General features: G+C 60.7%; 14 protein-coding genes and 1 pseudogene. 9 read left to right on the top strand and 6 right to left on the bottom strand.

Annotated elements, in window-relative coordinates; all coding sequences use genetic code 11:
• Window positions 1-35 precede the first annotated feature (35 nt).
• Genes ACIPZE_RS09890 through ACIPZE_RS09900 form a run of 3 tightly spaced genes read left to right on the top strand, consistent with a single transcriptional unit; the run spans window position 36 to window position 3,614 of the window.
• Entirely contained in the window at window positions 36-953 is a 918-nt protein-coding gene (locus ACIPZE_RS09890) for a putative 2-dehydropantoate 2-reductase (RefSeq protein WP_400772639.1), read from the top strand.
• Between the two features lie 45 nt (window positions 954-998).
• Window positions 999-3,035, top strand: coding sequence for an ATP-binding protein (locus ACIPZE_RS09895; protein WP_129395239.1), 2,037 nt, complete (start codon window positions 999-1,001; stop codon window positions 3,033-3,035).
• Window positions 3,036-3,038: 3 nt separating this feature from the next.
• Window positions 3,039-3,614, top strand: coding sequence for a cob(I)yrinic acid a,c-diamide adenosyltransferase (locus tag ACIPZE_RS09900; protein ID WP_283439253.1), 576 nt, complete (start codon window positions 3,039-3,041; stop codon window positions 3,612-3,614).
• A 120-nt stretch (window positions 3,615-3,734) separates the two neighbouring features.
• Here ACIPZE_RS09900 and ACIPZE_RS09905 read toward each other — a convergent pair whose 3' ends face one another.
• The 4 genes from ACIPZE_RS09905 to secA form a co-directional block, all read right to left on the bottom strand.
• A complete protein-coding gene (locus ACIPZE_RS09905; RefSeq protein ID WP_400772641.1) occupies window positions 3,735-4,682 on the bottom strand; it encodes a Nudix family hydrolase in 948 nt (315 codons plus the stop codon).
• Window positions 4,679-5,311 (bottom strand): glutathione S-transferase family protein, encoded by a 633-nt coding sequence (locus ACIPZE_RS09910; RefSeq protein WP_400772643.1) that lies wholly within the window; start codon window positions 5,309-5,311, stop codon window positions 4,679-4,681. The genes ACIPZE_RS09905 and ACIPZE_RS09910 overlap by 4 nt, the downstream gene beginning before the upstream one ends.
• A 148-nt stretch (window positions 5,312-5,459) precedes the next feature.
• Window positions 5,460-6,677, bottom strand: coding sequence for a bifunctional glutamate N-acetyltransferase/amino-acid acetyltransferase ArgJ (gene argJ / locus ACIPZE_RS09915; protein ID WP_129395243.1), 1,218 nt, complete (start codon window positions 6,675-6,677; stop codon window positions 5,460-5,462).
• Between the two features lie 122 nt (window positions 6,678-6,799).
• Window positions 6,800-9,535: a preprotein translocase subunit SecA gene (gene secA / locus ACIPZE_RS09920; protein WP_129395244.1), complete on the bottom strand. Its 2,736-nt coding sequence runs from the start codon at window positions 9,533-9,535 to the stop codon at window positions 6,800-6,802.
• Window positions 9,536-9,843: 308 nt separating this feature from the next.
• Here secA and ACIPZE_RS09925 point away from each other — a divergent pair, with 308 nt between their 5' ends.
• A complete protein-coding gene (locus ACIPZE_RS09925; RefSeq protein WP_129395245.1) occupies window positions 9,844-10,299 on the top strand; it encodes a DUF721 domain-containing protein in 456 nt (151 codons plus the stop codon).
• 80 nt (window positions 10,300-10,379) lie between these two features.
• Here the strand turns inward: ACIPZE_RS09925 and ACIPZE_RS09930 are convergent, their stop codons facing one another.
• Complete coding sequence (locus tag ACIPZE_RS09930) at window positions 10,380-11,867, bottom strand: helicase HerA-like domain-containing protein (protein WP_283439257.1); 1,488 nt, start codon at window positions 11,865-11,867, stop codon at window positions 10,380-10,382.
• Between the two features lie 189 nt (window positions 11,868-12,056).
• Here ACIPZE_RS09930 and ACIPZE_RS09935 point away from each other — a divergent pair.
• The 5 genes and pseudogenes from ACIPZE_RS09935 to ACIPZE_RS09955 form a co-directional block, all read left to right on the top strand.
• Window positions 12,057-13,088: pseudogene (locus tag ACIPZE_RS09935) on the top strand (cache domain-containing protein); the annotation flags it as partial.
• Window positions 13,089-13,181: 93 nt separating this feature from the next.
• A complete protein-coding gene (locus ACIPZE_RS09940) occupies window positions 13,182-13,946 on the top strand; it encodes a methyl-accepting chemotaxis protein (RefSeq protein WP_372238489.1) in 765 nt (254 codons plus the stop codon).
• A 309-nt stretch (window positions 13,947-14,255) separates the two neighbouring features.
• The gene (locus tag ACIPZE_RS09945) at window positions 14,256-15,347 is read left to right on the top strand and encodes a glycosyltransferase family 1 protein (protein ID WP_283439487.1); all 1,092 of its coding nucleotides are present in this window, start codon (window positions 14,256-14,258) and stop codon (window positions 15,345-15,347) included.
• Complete coding sequence (locus ACIPZE_RS09950) at window positions 15,340-16,116, top strand: DUF2334 domain-containing protein (protein WP_400772646.1); 777 nt, start codon at window positions 15,340-15,342, stop codon at window positions 16,114-16,116. Before ACIPZE_RS09945 ends, ACIPZE_RS09950 begins: the two co-directional genes overlap by 8 nt.
• The gene (locus ACIPZE_RS09955) at window positions 16,113-17,108 is read left to right on the top strand and encodes a YbhN family protein (protein ID WP_400772648.1); all 996 of its coding nucleotides are present in this window, start codon (window positions 16,113-16,115) and stop codon (window positions 17,106-17,108) included. The genes ACIPZE_RS09950 and ACIPZE_RS09955 overlap by 4 nt, the downstream gene beginning before the upstream one ends.
• 86 nt (window positions 17,109-17,194) lie before the next feature.
• Here the strand turns inward: ACIPZE_RS09955 and ACIPZE_RS09960 are convergent, their stop codons facing one another.
• Entirely contained in the window at window positions 17,195-17,371 is a 177-nt protein-coding gene (locus ACIPZE_RS09960) for a hypothetical protein (RefSeq protein WP_283439261.1), read from the bottom strand.
• Between the last annotated feature and the right edge of the window lie 61 nt (window positions 17,372-17,432).

The raw sequence follows: 17,432 nt of genomic DNA on the forward strand, positions 1-17,432 counted from the left end.
CCTTACATGCCTGCAACCATTCGAGCAAAAAACTGATGTCGACCCCCTGGCATATTCTCGGCGCCGGCAGTCTCGGCACCTTATGGGCCACGCGCCTGGCACGCGCAGGCATACCGGTCAGGCTGATCGTGCGCAATAGCGAACGCCTGCGCAGTTACCAGACCGCGGGCGGCCTGACCCTGGTCGAACAAGGCCAGGCCAGCACCTATGCGGTGCCGGGTGAAACGCCGGACAGCCCCGAGCCGATCCGGCGCTTGTTGGTAGCCTGCAAGGCCTACGACGCCGAAAGTGCAGTCGCCCGCCTCGCCCCGCGCCTGTCGCCGGATGCCGAACTGATCCTGCTGCAGAATGGCCTCGGCAGTCAGGATGCCGTCGCCACGCAAATTCCGCATGCACGCTGTATCAGCGCTTCCAGCACCGAAGGCGCGTTCCGCGATGGCGACTGGCGTGTGGTGTTTGCCGGCCACGGCTTCACTTGGCTCGGCGATGCCGGTCATCCGGTCGCGCCAATCTGGCTGGATGATCTGCACGCGGCGAAAATCCCCCACGAGTGGAGCACCGACATCCTCACCCGCCTGTGGCGCAAGCTCGCACTCAACTGCGCCATCAACCCGCTGACCGTATTGCACGGCTGCCGCAACGGTGGCCTGCAACAACACCAATGCGAAGTCGCGACGTTGTGCGCTGAGCTGGCGGAATTGCTGCAGCGTTGCGGCCAGCCGGCAGCGGCGGACAACCTGCAAGCAGAAGTCGAACGCGTCATTCACGCTACCGCCGCCAATTACTCCTCGATGTATCAGGACGTCGCCAACGCGCGCCGCACCGAAATCAGTTATCTGCTGGGGCACGCCTGCGCAGTCGCCGCGCGCCACCAACTGAACCTGCCGCACCTCAAGCAATTGCAGCAACGGCTGATCGCTCATCTGCACAGCCTTGGATTGCCCAGCGACTGAGCAGCGGCTACGCTGGCCACTTGTTCCTTTGCTGCGATAAACCTGATGCCATTGCGCCAGCGCCTCGAAAACCTGCCGGTCGGCCAGAAACTGCTGGCCGCCCTGCTGGTGTTGTTGACCACGGTTTTACTGGTCGCCAACCTGACTTTTATCAGCGCCGCCTACTACATCTCGCAGGAAAGCATGGCGCCACAAGCCTTGCAGACCATCGGCCGACTGATCGCCAACCCGAGTCTGGTCAGCGAAGCCCTGCAATCGCCACAAAGTGCCGAACGCCTGCTCAAGGAACTCGACAGTTATTCACCGCTGCGCGCCGCCGCCCTGTACGACGGCAAAGGCGAACGGCTGGCGCAGGTGCAGCGCGGCGACAAACTCAAACTGCCGGAACGCTATCGGCATATCGAAGCCTGGCAACTGACCGAGTTTCGCAGCAACCAGTTGATCACCCTGCCCCGCCCCGGCACCGCGCCGGGACATTTGTTGCTGGTGGCCAGCAGCGAACTGCCGATGGCGTTCTACACCGGCACTCTGACTGCGAGCCTCGGCATCCTGATTTTCAGTGTGTTGCTGTGGCTGGTGATTGCCCGGCAGATCAAACGCCTGATCACCCGGCCGATCCATGAGCTGGAAGAACTCTCGCGCCAGGTGACCCGCGAAGAGAACTACGCCCTGCGCGCCTCGCGCGGCAACCACGACGAAATCGGCAGCCTCGCCGAGGCGTTCAACACCATGCTTTCGCGCATTGAAGCTCGCGAGCAGCAGCTCAAGCGCGCCCGCGATGACTCGCAGGCGGCTTACGATCAGGCACAAGGGCTGGCCGAGGAGACCCGCCACACCAACCGCAAGCTGGAACTCGAAGTCCAGGTGCGCAGCAAGATCGAGAAGAAACTCACCGGTTTCCAGAACTACCTCAACAGCATCATCGACTCGATGCCCTCGGCGCTGATCGCCCTCGACGAGCAACTCTACGTCACCCAATGGAATCAGGAAGCCAGCGCGCTCTCCGGCACGCGCCTGGACGAAGCGCTGAACCAGCCGATCTTCCTCGCCTTCGAGCCGCTGAAGCCGTTTCTGCCGCAGCTCAAGCAGACCGTCGAACAGCACACGGTGGCGAAAATCGAGCGGGTGACATGGTTCAAGGACGATGAACCGAAGCATTACGCACTGACGTTTTATCCACTGATGGGCGGTGCCGGGCGCGGCGTGGTGATCCGTATCGACGACATCACCCAGCGCCTGTCGCTGGAAGAAATGATGGTGCAGTCGGAGAAAATGCTTTCGGTCGGCGGTCTCGCCGCCGGCATGGCCCACGAGATCAACAACCCGCTGGGCGCGATTCTGCATAACGTGCAGAACATTCGTCGGCGGCTGTCCGCCGAGCTGCCGAAGAACCTCGAAACCGCCGAGCAACTGGGCATTGAAATCGACACGGTCAACCGTTACCTGCAAGGCCGCGAAGTGCCGCAGTTGCTCGATGGCATTCAGCAGGCTGGCGCCCGGGCGGCGAAAATCGTCACGCACATGCTCAGTTTCAGTCGCCGCAGCACGCGCCAGATGGCCCCGTGCGATCTGCCGGCATTGATTGATCAAGCGGTCGATATTGCTGGCAACGACTTCGATCTGGCCATCGGCTTCGACTTCAAGGGACAGGCGATCGTCCGCCAGTTTGATCCGACACTTGGCCCGGTGCCGGGCACCGCCAACGAACTTGAGCAAGTGCTGCTCAATCTGCTGAAAAACGCTGCGCAGGCGATTCACCAGCGCGAGGACGACAGTGAGCCGGGGCGGATCATCCTGCGGACCAAACTCAATCCGCCGTGGGCCGAGATTCAGGTTGAAGACAACGGCATCGGCATGAGCGAGAACGTGCGCAAACGCACCTTCGAGCCGTTCTTCACCACCAAGGAAATCGGTCAGGGCACCGGGCTGGGCTTGTCGGTTTCGTATTTCATCATTACCAATAATCACAAAGGCCAGATGGAAGTGCAGTCCGCGCCCGGCCAGGGCACCTGCTTCACCTTGCGCCTGCCCTTGACGCAGCCTGCCGCCATCGCCGCCGAAACCAATCAACTACCGAGGTAACCCATGGGCTTTCGCTTGTCGAAGATCTACACCCGCACCGGCGACAAAGGCGAAACCGGCCTGGGCGACGGCCGTCGCGTGCCAAAGGATCACCCGCGCATCGAGGCGATTGGCGAGGTCGATACGCTGAACAGTCAGGTCGGCGTGCTGTTGGCCGGATTGATTGCCGAGCGAGAGGCGTTTCCGGGACTGGATGAATTGATCGAGGTGCTGACGCCTTGTCAGCATCGGCTGTTCGATCTCGGTGGCGAGCTGGCGATGCCGGAGTATCAGGCGTTGAACGCGGCGGAAATCGAACGGCTGGAAGCAGCGATCGATGTCTGGAATGAAGAGCTGGGGCCGCTGGAGAATTTCATTTTGCCGGGTGGATCGATGCTGATTGCACAGGCGCATGTGTGTCGCAGCCTGGCGCGCAGTGCCGAGCGGCGCTGTCAGCATTTGAATGCGCTTGAGCCGTTGGCCGGGGTTGGCCTGGCGTACATCAATCGGTTGTCGGATTTGTTGTTTGTCGCGGCGCGGTTGATTGCGCGGCGGCAGGGGATTGCGGAGATTCTCTGGCAACCTGCTGCCAAGCCTTAGATTTGCAGTGATTTGAAGGACGCCTTCGCGAGCAGGCTCACTCTTACAGTTGACCGCATTCCATCAGAAGAAACACGGTCCCTGTAGGAGTGAGCCTGCTCGCGATGAGGCCAGCAGCCTTTACAGCGAATCAGGCCAGAACGCGCGAATCCCGGCTACACCTTGAGCACCATGATTCCAGGCCTTCTCACACTCCACCGGGCCAACCCCGCCCAACAGAAACACCGGTTTACTGAAGCCTTCAATCAACGCCCCGGCCTGCTCCCAGCCCAACGGCTGCGCATCCGGGTGCGTCAGGGTCGGCTGCACCGGCGACAGGGTTACAAAATCCACGCCCATCTGTTCCGCCAACGCCAATTCCTCAGCGTTGTGACACGACGCCGCCAACCAGCGTTCCGCCGGCAACGGACGCCCCGCCGCTGCGTATTTTCGCAACTGTGCAGAGGTGATGTGCCAACCAGCCGAAGGGAAATCGCCGAGCCACTCGAACGGCCCCTTGATCATCAGTTGCGCCTTGCCTGCGCACAGACCCGCAGCATCCACCGCCAGATCACGGTACTTGGGGTCGTAACCGTTCGGGGCGCGCAGCTGGATCAATTTGATCCCGCCAGCGATCGCCTTCTGGATACCGCGCAGCAATGCCGGGGTTTCCAGATCTTCCGGGGTGATCAGATATTGCGCCGGCAAACGCGCTGCCGCCACGATCGGCTGATTGGCTGCCGGGAATTCGTAGCTCACCAGTTCCTTCGCCGTGACCCAGGCCAATGGCTGACCTTCGGCACCGTGGGGTTCGCCGGTGAATGCCGAGACTTCCCAGACATCCAGCAACACCTGCTTGTCGGGGTAATCGTGACGCACCTTGATCAGCGGTCGGGCAGCACCAACGACGATGCCCAACTCTTCGTGCAGCTCGCGGGCCAGCGCGGTTTCGACTGATTCGTCTGCCTCGACCTTGCCACCGGGAAATTCCCACAAGCCGCCCTGATGCTGAGTATCGGCACGGCGGGCGATGAGGATTTTGCCACTCTCGTCACGAATGACGGCAGCGGCGACGTGTACGCGTTTCACGGGTTCAATTCCTCCAGTCCAGCCTTCTGCCACGCCTTGAAGGCCGGCCATTGGTAGACGGTTTCAACATAGGCTTGATCGGTGGCCGGCAGCTGTACCTGATAGGTGCGCAGGCGCACGGCGATCGGTGCGAAAAATGCGTCGGCCAGACTCACGCGACCAAACAGGTACGGCCCGGCTTCGGTGGCCGCAGCACGGCATTCGGCCCACAGTGTCAGCATGCGTTCGATATCGACCTTCACCTCCGGCGGCACCGGGCTAAGCGGCGCGTCGTGGCTGAGGTTGAACGGCATGTGATTTCGCATGGCGAAAAAGCCGCTGTGCATTTGTGCGCAGGCGGATCGCGCCTGGGCACGGGCGAAGATATCGCTCGGCCAGAGCTGCTCGGACGGAAATTGTTCGGCGAGGTATTCGGCGATGGCCAACGAGTCGGCAATGGTCCCGCGTGCGGTTTGCAGCAGCGGCACCTTGGCGGTCGGCGAATGTTTGAGCAAAAGCTCGCGGGTGTCGGGCTTGCCGAGCTTGATCAGTTCTTCCGTGTAGGGAGCACCGGTCAGTTCCACCGCCAGTGCCGCGCGCAGGGACCAGGAGGAAAGCAGTTTGTCGCCGATGATCAGGTGCAAGGACATGGTGTGGCGCCTTTTCGTCAGAGGAAAGCTTCAAAACTTGCTGTGTCTGAACCATCGCTTTCGCGAGCAGGCTCACTCCTACAGAAGATCTGTGGCAACTGTAGGAGTGAGCCTGGTCGCGAAGGCAGCGAGTCGGTCTCAGGTTAGATCAAGTGCGGTATTCGGCGTTGATCTTCACATACTCATGCGACAGGTCGGTGGTCCAGATGGTTTCGCTGCAATCGCCGCGACCCAACTCGATACGGATGGTGATTTCTTCCTGCTGCATCACCGCCGAACCCTGCGCTTCAGTGTAGGTCGCCGCACGCGCGCCACGGCTGGCGATGCACACGTCACCGAGGAAAACGTCGATCTTGCTCACGTCCAGGTCCGGCACGCCGGCACGGCCGACGGCTGCGAGGATACGGCCCCAGTTCGGGTCGGAAGCAAACAGCGCAGTCTTGATCAACGGCGAGTGCGCCACGGTGTAGCCGACGTCCAGGCATTCCTGATGATTGCCGCCGCCATTCACTTCAACAGTGACGAACTTGGTTGCGCCTTCGCCGTCACGCACGATGGCCTGGGCGACATCCATGCACACTTCAAACACCGCCTGCTTCAGTTTGGCGAACAACTCGCCTTCAGCGCGGGTGATTTGCGGCAATGCAGCCTTGCCGGTGGCAATCAGCATGCAGCAGTCGTTGGTCGAGGTGTCGCCGTCGATGGTGATGCGGTTGAACGACTTGTTCGCGCCGTCGAGCATCAGGTTGTGCAGCACGTCGCGGGAGACTTTGGCGTCAGTGGCAATGTAACCGAGCATGGTCGCCATGTTCGGGCGGATCATGCCCGCGCCTTTGCTGATGCCGGTCACGGTGATGGTCACGCCGTCATGCTCGAATTGGCGGCTGGCGCCCTTCGGCAGGGTGTCGGTGGTCATGATCCCGGTGGCGGCCGCTGCCCAGTTGTTTTCCGAGAGGTCGTCCAGCGCGGCTTGCAGCGCGCCTTCGATCTTCTCGACCGGCAGTGGCTCGCCGATCACACCGGTGGAATACGGCAGAATCTGCTCGGCGGCAACGCCGGTCAGCTCAGCCAGTTTCGCCGTGGTGCGCTCGGCAGCGGCCAGACCCGGCTCGCCGGTGCCGGCATTGGCGTTACCGGTGTTGGTCAGCAGGTAACGCACAGCGTTCTGCACGCGCTTCTTGGCCAGAATCACCGGTGCTGCACAAAAGGCGTTCAACGTGAACACGCCCGCCACGGTCGAACCTTCGGCGCAGCGCATCACCACGACATCTTTGCGCCCAGGACGCTTGATGCCGGCCGAGGCGATACCGAGTTCAAAACCGGCAACCGGGTGCAACGTTGGCAAAGGACCAAGACCAACAGCCATGAATGCGCTCCTTACTCAATGATGTCAGCACCGCCGCTCGCAGCGACGGTGGTTTAAATGGCAAAACGCCGCGACGGCAGGAGCCGGTCGCGGCGCGGGTATTTCAGCGATTGAAACGGGTTTTACTGGATCTGCCCGTGGCAATGCTTGAATTTCTTGCCCGAACCGCAGTAGCACAGTTCGTTGCGGCCCAGCTTCTGTTCATTACGAACCGGGGCGGCGGCGAGGGCCACATCGACCTCTTCACCGAGCAGTTCCGGTTGCTCCAGGCCTGGCGCTTCAGCGTGTTCGAACTGCATGCGGGCGGCCAGTGCTTCGGCTTCCTGACGCAGGCGTTGCTCTTCGGCTTCCGGATCTTCGCGGCGAACCTGAACGTGCGACAGCACACGGATCGAGTCGCGCTTGATCGAATCGAGCAGCTCGGAGAACAGCGTGAACGACTCGCGCTTGTATTCCTGCTTCGGGTTCTTCTGCGCGTAGCCACGCAAGTGGATGCCGTGACGCAGGTGATCCATGGTCGACAGGTGGTCTTTCCACAGGTCGTCCAGTACGCGCAGAACGATTTGCTTCTCGAAGGAGCGCAGTGCCTCGGCACCCGCCTGGTCTTCTTTCTCGTTGTACGCGGCAATCAGCTCGGCCATCAGCTTCTCGCGCAGGGTTTCTTCGTACAGGTGATCGTCTTCGTCGAGCCACTGCTGGATCGGCAGTTTTACGCCGAAGTCGCTGGCAATCGTCGCTTCCAGACCGGCTACGTCCCACTGCTCTGGCAGCGATTGCGGTGGAATGTGCGCGCTGACGGTGGCGTTGAGCACGTCCTGACGGAAGTCGGCGATGGTCTCACCGATGTTGTCAGCGGCCAGCAACGTGTTACGCATGTGATAGATCACTTTACGCTGTTCGTTGTTGACGTCGTCGAACTCGAGCAGTTGCTTGCGAATGTCGAAGTTGCGGCCTTCAACCTTGCGCTGCGCCTTTTCGATCGCGTTGGTCACCATGCGGTGCTCGATCGCTTCGCCGGGCTGCATGCCCAGGGCTTTCATGAAGTTCTTCACCCGGTCAGAGGCGAAGATGCGCATCAGGCTGTCTTCCAGCGACAGGTAGAATCGGCTCGAACCGGCATCGCCCTGACGGCCGGCACGGCCACGCAGCTGGTTGTCGATACGGCGCGATTCGTGACGCTCGGATGCGATCACTTGCAAACCACCGGATTCCAGCACTTGCTGGTGACGCTTCTGCCAGTCGGCCTTGATCTGGGCAATCTGCTCAGGGGTCGGGTCTTCCAGCGAAGCGACTTCAACTTCCCAGTTGCCGCCCAAGAGGATGTCGGTACCACGACCGGCCATGTTGGTGGCGATGGTCAGCGCGCCCGGACGACCGGCCTGCGCAATGATCTCGGCTTCTTTTTCGTGGAACTTGGCGTTGAGAACCTTGTGTTCGATGCCTTCCTTCACCAGCAATGCGGACATGTGCTCGGAAGTTTCGATGGTCGCAGTACCCACCAGCACCGGACGGCCAGCGGCCATGCTTTCCTTGATGTCCGCGACAATCGCCGTGTACTTCTCTTCGGCGGTCAGGAACACCAGGTCATTGAAGTCTTTACGCGCCAACGGTTTGTTCGGCGGAATGACCATGACTTCCAGACCATAGATCTGGTGGAATTCGAACGCTTCGGTGTCGGCGGTACCGGTCATGCCGGACAGCTTGGTGTACAGACGGAAGTAGTTCTGGAACGTGGTCGATGCCAGGGTCTGGCTCTCGGCCTGAATATTCAGGCCTTCCTTGGCTTCGATGGCCTGGTGCAGGCCTTCGGACAGACGACGGCCCGGCATGGTACGACCGGTGTGTTCGTCGACCAGGACGACCTGGCCGTCCTGCACGATGTATTCAATGTTGCGGTTGAACAGCTTGTGCGCACGCAGACCGGCATAAACGTGGGTCAACAGACCGAGGTTATGCGCCGAGTACAGGCTCTCGCCTTCGGCCAGCAGGCCGACGCCGGTGAGCATGTCTTCGATGAACTGGTGACCGGCTTCGTTGAGTTCGACCTGACGGGTCTTCTCGTCAACGGTGTAGTGCCCGGCCTTGGTGACTTCGCCTTCGACTTCTTCGATGTGCAGTTCCAGCTGCGGGATCAGTTTATTGATCTCCATGTACAGCTTGGAGCTGTCCTCGGCCTGACCGGAAATGATCAGCGGGGTACGCGCTTCGTCGATGAGGATGGAGTCGACTTCGTCGATCACGGCAAAATTGAGTTCGCGCTGGAATTTTTCTTCCATGCTGAACGCCATGTTGTCGCGCAGGTAGTCGAAACCGAATTCGTTGTTGGTGCCGTAGGTGATGTCGGCGGCGTAAGCGATACGCTTCTCTTCCGGCGGCTGGAACGGCGTCACGACGCCGACGGTCAGGCCGAGGAATTCATACAGCGGACGCATCCAGTTGGCGTCACGACGGGCCAGGTAGTCGTTCACCGTCACAACGTGCACGCCCTTGCCGGACAGCGCGTTGAGGTAAACACCCAGGGTCGCCACGAGGGTTTTACCCTCACCGGTGCGCATTTCGGCGATCTTGCCTTCGTGCAAGGTCATGCCACCGACGAGTTGCACGTCGAAGTGGCGCATACCCATGATGCGCTTGCCGGCTTCGCGGGCGACCGCAAAGGCTTCTGGCAACAGCTTGTCGAGGGTTTCCCCTTTGGCGATGCGGGCCTTGAACTCATCGGTCTTGGCGCGCAATTGATCGTCCGAAAGGGCCACCATTTGCTCTTCGAAGGCATTGACGAGCTGCACCGTCTTGAGCATGCGTTTGACTTCACGCTCGTTCTTGCTTCCAAAAAGTTTCTTTAACAAAGGCGCAAACATATCGGCAGGATCTTCCACACTAAAGGGATGGAGGGCGGCCCCGTGAGCGTCGCCCGTGCAGCCCTCATGGCCGCATGCGAACGAGCATTCTACCCGGAAACGGAAGTGAGGAAAGTGGCGATATTCCACGATGCTGGCACTGCGCTTTGACGGGGCTCACTTAAAATAGGGGCGTTTTGCTCAACTTCAAGTCATACAAGGCAGAAGTTAGTCGTTGATTTAATGGGTAAAGCGGGGGCAAAAGCAATGGGCGAGTGAGTTTGGCCTTTCTGCTACCATGGCGATTCTGTTACTTCAGGTGTTCGATCATGGCATTTCGCCCTCTTACGGCCAAAGCACCCGCCGTTCTCTTGCGCGAAGCCAAGCCGCTCAAAGCCATCCTCGGCCATGCCCAGCGCCTGGGGCATTTGCAGCGTCTGCTCGAAAGCCAACTGCAGCCTGCCGCCCGTGAACATTGCCATGTTGCCTCGTGGCGTGAGGGCAGTTTGTTGCTGATTGTCACCGATGGCCACTGGGCCACCCGCCTGCGCTATCAGCAAAAACGTTTGCAGCGGCAACTGCAGATGTTCGATGAGTTCGCCAGCTTGACGCGGATCCTGTTCAAGGTGCAACCGCCAACAGTGCAACGCGGCGCGGCCGGGCACACGATGGATTTGTCGACGGATGCGGCGGCGACGATTCAGGCAACGGCGGACGGGATAAGTGATCCGGGGTTGCGTGCCGCACTTGAGCGTCTTGCGGCGCACGCCAAAGACAAAACCTGAAGCAAGATCAAAAGATCGCAGCCTGTGGCAGCTCCTACATTAATTCCTGTAGGAGCTGCCGCAGGCTGCGATCTTTGCTTTCAGCGGCGTTTGCTGCCGCCCAGTAGTGAGCCCATCAAACCGCGCACCAATTGTTTGCCGAGGTTATTCGCGGCCTGGCGCATGGCGGATTTCAGCGCCTGGCCGGCAGCGGTGCCGAGAAACTCTCCGGCCCTGTCAGCCAAACTTGGTTCTTCAACCGCAGGCTTGCCGGCGGGTGCTTCGGCTTCCGGCGCCAGGCCCTTACGGCCCATGAGAATCTCATACGCCGATTCACGATCGATCGGCTTGTCATAGCGGCCCTTGAACGGTGACCCGGCGATCAGCACTGTGCGCTCGGTAGCGGTCAACGGCCCGATCCGCGATTGCGGTGGCGCCACCAGCACACGCTGGACCATTTCCGGCGTGCCCTTCTCGGCGAGGGTTCCGACCAACGCCTCGCCGATCCCCAGTTCGGTTAACACCGACAACGTATCAAACGCCGGATTGGGCCGGAAGCCGTCCGCCACCGCACGCAGGGATTTCTGCTCTTTGGCGGTGAAGGCGCGCAAGCCGTGCTGGATACGCAAACCCAACTGCGCGAGCACGTCATCCGGCAGGTCCGCCGGCGACTGGGTGACGAAATACACGCCAACGCCTTTCGAGCGAATCAGCCGCACCACTTGTTCCAGACGCTCCTGCAAAGCCTTGGGCGTGTCGCCGAACAACAAGTGCGCCTCATCGAAAAACAACGCCAGCAGCGGTTTGTCGGCATCGCCGCGCTCGGGCAGTTGCTCGAACAGTTCGGCCAGCAGCCACAACAGAAACGTCGCGTAGACCTTCGGCGCCTCGTGCACCAGACGACTGGCGTCCAACAGATGAATGCGCCCACGGCCATCGGCGGTCGGTTGCAGGATGTCTTCCAGTTGCAGCGCCGGCTCGCCGAACAAGGCCTCAGCGCCTTGCTGTTCCAGCGTCGCCAGACGGCGCAACAACGCCTGACTGGAACCGGTGGTCATCAGCGCGGCGTCGTCGCCGAGCATCTGCGGATTGTCCTTGAGGTGATTGAGCAGCGCCTTCAGATCCTTCAGATCGAGCAGCAACAAGCCTTCGCGATCGGCGACTTTGAACGCGGCGTACAGGGCCGACTGCTGACTGTCGGTCAGTTCCAGCAGGCTGCCGATCAATAACGGGCCCATTTCACTCAACGTCGTGCGCAATGGATGACCGGACTCACCGTGGATATCCCACAACGTCACCGGATAAGCCTGCGCCTGGTAGTTGAGCCACGGCATCCCGGCGATGCGCTCGGCAACCTTGCCCTGCGGGTTGCCGGCGGCACCGAGGCCGCAGAGGTCGCCCTTGATGTCGGCGGCGAATACCGCGACGCCGGCGTCACTGAATGCTTCGGCGAGACGCTGCAAGGTCACGGTCTTGCCGGTACCGGTGGCGCCAGCGACCAGCCCGTGCCGGTTCGCCAGGCGCATGGCCTGGCCAATTTCCTGCCCCGCGAGGTCGGCGCCGATAACGAGTTGCGATGAGTCAGGCATTTTGTCACCCGTTGGTTAATCTTTGATTCTGCATGGCCGATAAAGAGAGGTGTAGGACCTGACCAAAAGTCAGGACGGACATTTCCCTAAGGAGAGACGGAAATATCAGCTTACTTTCAACCTTGCCCATTTTGCGCGCTTCTATAAAAGCACGCCCTGGACATTAAGACCTTAGCGGAACCCCAAGCCATGAACAAAAATCTGCGCTTCAGCCATAAAATTTTGCTTGCCGCCGCCCTCATCGTCATTGCCGCATTCGCCTCGTTTACCTTGTATAACGACTGGCTACAGCGCAACGCGATCCGCGCTGATCTGAACAACTACCTCAACGAAATGGGCGAGGTCACTGCCGGGAATATCCAGACCTGGCTCAACGGTCGCATTCTGTTGATCGAGAACGCCGCCCAGAACATCGCCATCAACCCGGAACCGGCCAACGTCGCCAGCCTGCTGGAACAGAAAACCCTGACCTCGACGTTCATGGCCACTTATCTGGGTGATGCCACCGGGCACTTCACCATCCGCCCGGACACGAAAATGCCCGACGGTTTCGATCCGCGCGTGCGCCCTTGGTATAAAGGTGCCGAGAGCAGCAGCACCTCGACCCTGACCGAACCGTACATCGACGCCGCCACCGGTCAGTTGATCATCTCGATTGCCACCGCCTCGAAAAAAGCCGGGCAGAGCGTCGGCGTAGTAGGCGGTGACTTGAGCCTGCAATCGCTGGTCGACACCCTCGCCGCACGTGATTTCGACGGCATGGGTTATGTGTTCCTGGTCAGCGCCGACGGCAAGATTCTGGTGCACCCGGACAAAGCCCTGGTGATGAAGTCACTGAAGGAAGCCTATCCACAGGACACCCCGCGCATCAGCAGCGACTTCAGTGAAGTCACGGTCGATGGCAAGACCCGTATCGTCACCTTCGCGCCGATCAAAGGCCTGCCGTCGGTGAACTGGTACATCGGTCTGTCGGTTGATAAAGACCAGGCCTTCGCAATGCTCAGCCAGTTCCGCACCTCGGCGGTAATTGCCACCGTGATTGCCGTGGCGATCATCCTCGCGCTGCTGGGCATGCTGATCCGCATCCTGATCCAGCCGTTGCACGTGATGACCCGCGCCATGGAAGACATTGCCGACGGCGAAGGTGACCTGACCAAGCGCCTGACCATCGTCAATAATGATGAGTTCGGTGTTCTGGGGACGGCGTTCAACCGCTTCGTCGAGCGTATCCACGGCTCGATCCGCGAAGTCTCGTCGGCCACCGGCCAGGTCAACGAAGTCGCCCTGCGTGTGGTCGCCGCGTCGAACTCGTCGATGTACAACTCCGATCAACAGGCTTCGCGCACCAGCAGCGTGGCTGCCGCGATCAATCAGCTCGGTGCCGCCGCTCAGGAAATCGCCCGCAACGCCGCGCAAGCTTCCAGTCAGGCCAGTGACGCGCGCGGCCTCGCCGAAGACGGCCAGCAAGTGGTGGATCGCAGCATCAAGGCGATGAATCAGCTGTCGAGCATGCTCAGCGCGTCGAGCAGCAACATCGAGTCGCTGAACAGCAAAACCGTGAACATCGGCCAGATTCTCGAAGTGATCACCAGCATTTCCCAGCAAACCAACCTGCTGGCACTCAATGCCGCGATCGAAGCGGCGCGGGCCGGTGAGGCCGGACGCGGGTTTGCCGTGGTTGCGGACGAGGTACGCAACCTCGCGCATCGCACTCAGGAATCGGCGCAGCAGGTGCAAACGATGATCGAGGAGCTGCAGGTCGGCGCGCGTGAATCGGTCAGTACCATGAGCGACAGCCAGCGCCACAGCCAGGACAGCGTAGAAATCGCCAACCTTGCCGGGGAGCGTTTGAACAGCGTGACTCAGCGCATTGGCGAGATCGACGGGATGAACCAGTCGGTGGCGACCGCGACCGAGGAACAGACGGCCGTGGTCGAGTCGATCAATGTCGATATCACCGAGATCAACACGCTGAACCAGGAAGGAGTGGAGAACTTGCAGGCGACGTTGCGCGCTTGCTCGGATCTTGAGCAGCAGGCTTCGCGCCTGAAACAGCTTGTGGGTAGTTTCCGGATTTAAGATCAAAAGCCTACCCCCTCACCCCAGCCCTCTCCCCCAGGGGGGCGAGGGGGAAAGGGAGCCGATCTTCATGCTGTTCAAAACCTGAGTTCGACTGAAGACGTTCAGCTCCATGAATCAAGCCCAGACACCTCGGTCAGTCCCCTCTCCCTCCGGGAGAGGGTTAGGGTTAGGGTGAGGGGCTCCTCCGCTCTGAAGCTCTTCAGCTCTACCGCGCAATCCCGACCGAACATCTATTCTTGATAAAGGTCAACCAAGGGAGAACACAGCTGCGGAGGGTTGATCACCGTGCATATCGCCGACATCACCATGTTCTACGCCCCGGCCAGCGGTGGCGTACGAACGTATCTGGATGCCAAACATCGTCGCCTCGGCTTCAAACCCGGCATTCGTCACAGCCTGCTGATCCCCGGCGCGGATTTCGGCGAACACGACGGCGTTTACACGGTTCCCGCCCCTGCCCTGCCCTTCGGCAAGGGATATCGCTTCCCCCTGCGTCTCGCGCCCTGGCGAAACGTCCTGCAGGATTTACAGCCTGATCTGATCGAAGTTGGCGATCCATACCTCACGGCGTGGGCCGCACTTGATGCGCGCCGGCAACTCGACGTGCCGGTGATCGGTTTCTATCACTCGGACCTGCCGCTGCTGGTCGGCAATCGCATGGGCCATTGGCTCACGCCGAATGTCGAAGCCTACGTCACCAAACTTTACGGCAATTTCGATCGGGTGCTGGCGCCAAGCCAAGTCATGGCCGACAAGCTCCGCAGCCTCGGCGTACGCAATGTCTTCGTGCAACCGCTGGGCGTCGATTTGCAAACTTTTCATCCGCACGCTGGCGACCGTAATCTGCGCGCCGAATTGGGCCTCGCCGAAGACACGCGCCTGCTGATCTTCGCTGGACGAGGCTCGAAAGAGAAAAACCTGCCAGTGCTGCTCAAATGCATGCAGCGGCTGGGCCCGCGTTATCACCTGTTGCTGGTTGGCTCGTCGATGCCCGCCGTGGTGCCGGACAACGTCAGTGTCATCGATGAGTTCTGCCCGGCCCCACGGGTCGCGCAATTGATGGCCAGTGCCGATGCGTTGCTGCATGCCGGCGATCAGGAAACCTTCGGCCTGGTGATTCTTGAAGCCATGGCCTGCGGCATTCCGGTGGTGGCCGTCGCGGCTGGCGCGTTTACCGAAATCGTCAATGAATCGTGCGGCCTGCTTTGCACGCCGAACAACCCGCAAGCCATGGCCAATGCGGTGCGTGAGCTATTCAGTCGTGGCAACACCCGGCTTGGCCAGCAAGCCCGCCAACATGTCGAACAGCATTACGCCTGGGACACGGTAGTGGACAGCCTGCTGGGTCACTATCACGCCGTGCTCGGTGATTCGTTACCCAGAGTTGCCAATGGCTGAGCCACTCACCAAACCCGCCGTGTTGCTGGTGCTGCACGATGTGGCACCTTCGACGTGGGCGGATTACCAGCCGTTTGTTGAAGCGATCGACGCCCTGGGCAACGTGCCGATGACGTGGCTGGTTGTGCCGGACTTCCACCGCCACGACACGCTCGACGCTCATCCGGCGTTTTCCCGAATGCTCAGCGAACGCGTGGCACGCGGTGATGAACTGGCGCTGCACGGTTATTACCATGACGATCAGGAACCCGGCCCGCACACCCCGCGAGACTGGTTTATGCGCCGCGTTTATACCCACGAAGGCGAGTTCTATCGGTTGTCCCACGACGCCGCCCTGACCCGACTGCGCGCCGGTATCGAAGTGTTCCAGCGCCACAACTGGCCACTGCACGGTTTCGTCGCCCCGGCCTGGCTGATGAGCGATGGCACCCGCCAAGCCTTGCGCCAATTGCCGCTGCGTTACACCAGCGACCCGCAACATCTTTATCTTCTGCCGGACTTCACCCCCATAGCGGCCCCCGGTCTGGTCTGGAGCGCCCGCAGTGCCTGGCGTCGAGGCCTGTCGAAAATGCTCAGCGATCAGCGGCAACAGCGCTGGCGCCAGGCGCCGGTGATTCGGCTAGGCTTGCACCCCGTGGACATGCGTCACCGTTTTTCCCGTGATTATTGGCTGCACACTCTTCAACAACTGCTGGCGGATGGACGCGTACCGATGAGCAAAATCAACTGGCTGGCACAACAGCGCGGTCAACTGGAACATGTCGCATGAGTCGCGGCATTCTGTTACTGATCGGCTTGCTCGCGGCAGTGCTGATCCCGGTGGTGCTGGGCGGCGGCGAAATCTGGGCGCGTCTGCAAAGTTTTCCGCTGCACTGGCTGCTGGTCATGTTCGGCATGATCCTGCTTTGCTGGGGCATCAATACCTTGCGTTTACGCTTGTTGCTCGGCGATCAGTGCGAGCGCGTCACGCCACTGAAAAGTCTCGGCGTGGTCATGGCCGCTGAGTTCGCCTATTGCGCCACACCCGGCGGCAGTGGCGGGCCGCTGACGATCATGGCGTTACTGGCGCGCAGCGGCGTACGTCCGGCGCGTGGCAGTGCGGTGTTTGCCATGGACCAGCTCAGCGATTTGCTGTTCTTTCTCTGTGCGTTGAGTGGGATTCTGATTTACGCGCTGTTCCAGCACCTCAGCGATCGCCTCGAATGGCTGCTGATGGTCAGCGCCGTGTCGTTGTTTGGCGGCCTGTTCAGTTGCGTGTTGCTGGCACGTTACCACCGCGCCCTGATCCGGCTGAGCGGTCGTCTGTTGGCGAGGATGAACGTCAAGACCGGTACCCGTCGCCGTTGGGCGCGCAAGCTGCTGCACTTTCTCGCCGCGTTTACCGACACGTTGAAATTGCCCTGGCAAACCCTGGCCAAAGTGTTCGCCCTGACCTGCGTGCATTGGCTGCTGCGCTATAGCGTGCTGTATCTGGCCCTGCGCGGGCTGGGCGCGGACTTGCAGTGGGCGTGGAGTTTCCTCGTGCAGATGCTCTCGCTCGGCGCCGGGCAGTTCAGTCTGTTGCCAGGTGGCGCGGGGGCGGCGGAATTGACCTCGGCGGCGCTGTTGGCGCCGATGGTGGGGAAATCGACGGCAGCAGCGGCGATTCTGATCTGGCGGGTGGTGACGTATTACTTTTATCTGGTAGTAGGGGGACCGGTGTTTTTGTTGATGCTGGGGCGGCCGTTGTTGCGCAAACTGATGAAGGTGGGGCAAGCATAAAAGATCGTCCGATCGCGGCCCGAGCCTTCGGCAGCTCCTACAGGGATTGGGTTTCAATGTAGGAGCTGCCGCAGGCTGCGATCTTTTCAGGCTTCGCCTGTTTCATCGTCCGACTCTGGTTTTACCTGCTCCCACAACTCGGCCGCACCGGGAAACTCGGTGCCATCCTCCGGGCTCATGTCCTCCGGGTCGTAGCGACTCAAACAACCCTCGCCCAACGTCGCCGGTGCTTTGGAAGTGGCTTTGTCCAGTGGATCGGTCATGGCTTTTCCTCAAAGCAGAAATGACAAAGGGCCTGGACGATTGAACGCCCAGACCCTTCGT

This window comes from Pseudomonas sp. NPDC089741, assembly GCF_044748825.1.
In the GTDB taxonomy this organism is placed as follows: Bacteria; Pseudomonadota; Gammaproteobacteria; order Pseudomonadales; family Pseudomonadaceae; genus Aquipseudomonas; species Aquipseudomonas helmanticensis.

Coding starts and splice junctions, on each gene's coding strand:
- ACIPZE_RS09890 (WP_400772639.1), top strand. CDS start 36: ATGTCGACCCCCTGGCATATTCTCGGCGCCGGCAGTCTCGGCACCTTA.
- ACIPZE_RS09895 (WP_129395239.1), top strand. CDS start 999: ATGCCATTGCGCCAGCGCCTCGAAAACCTGCCGGTCGGCCAGAAACTG.
- ACIPZE_RS09900 (WP_283439253.1), top strand. CDS start 3,039: ATGGGCTTTCGCTTGTCGAAGATCTACACCCGCACCGGCGACAAAGGC.
- ACIPZE_RS09910 (WP_400772643.1), bottom strand. CDS start 5,311: ATGTCCTTGCACCTGATCATCGGCGACAAACTGCTTTCCTCCTGGTCC.
- argJ (WP_129395243.1), bottom strand. CDS start 6,677: ATGGCTGTTGGTCTTGGTCCTTTGCCAACGTTGCACCCGGTTGCCGGT.
- secA (WP_129395244.1), bottom strand. CDS start 9,535: ATGTTTGCGCCTTTGTTAAAGAAACTTTTTGGAAGCAAGAACGAGCGT.
- ACIPZE_RS09925 (WP_129395245.1), top strand. CDS start 9,844: ATGGCATTTCGCCCTCTTACGGCCAAAGCACCCGCCGTTCTCTTGCGC.
- ACIPZE_RS09930 (WP_283439257.1), bottom strand. CDS start 11,867: ATGCCTGACTCATCGCAACTCGTTATCGGCGCCGACCTCGCGGGGCAG.
- ACIPZE_RS09940 (WP_372238489.1), top strand. CDS start 13,182: ATGTACAACTCCGATCAACAGGCTTCGCGCACCAGCAGCGTGGCTGCC.
- ACIPZE_RS09945 (WP_283439487.1), top strand. CDS start 14,256: ATGTTCTACGCCCCGGCCAGCGGTGGCGTACGAACGTATCTGGATGCC.
- ACIPZE_RS09950 (WP_400772646.1), top strand. CDS start 15,340: ATGGCTGAGCCACTCACCAAACCCGCCGTGTTGCTGGTGCTGCACGAT.
- ACIPZE_RS09955 (WP_400772648.1), top strand. CDS start 16,113: ATGAGTCGCGGCATTCTGTTACTGATCGGCTTGCTCGCGGCAGTGCTG.
- ACIPZE_RS09960 (WP_283439261.1), bottom strand. CDS start 17,371: ATGACCGATCCACTGGACAAAGCCACTTCCAAAGCACCGGCGACGTTG.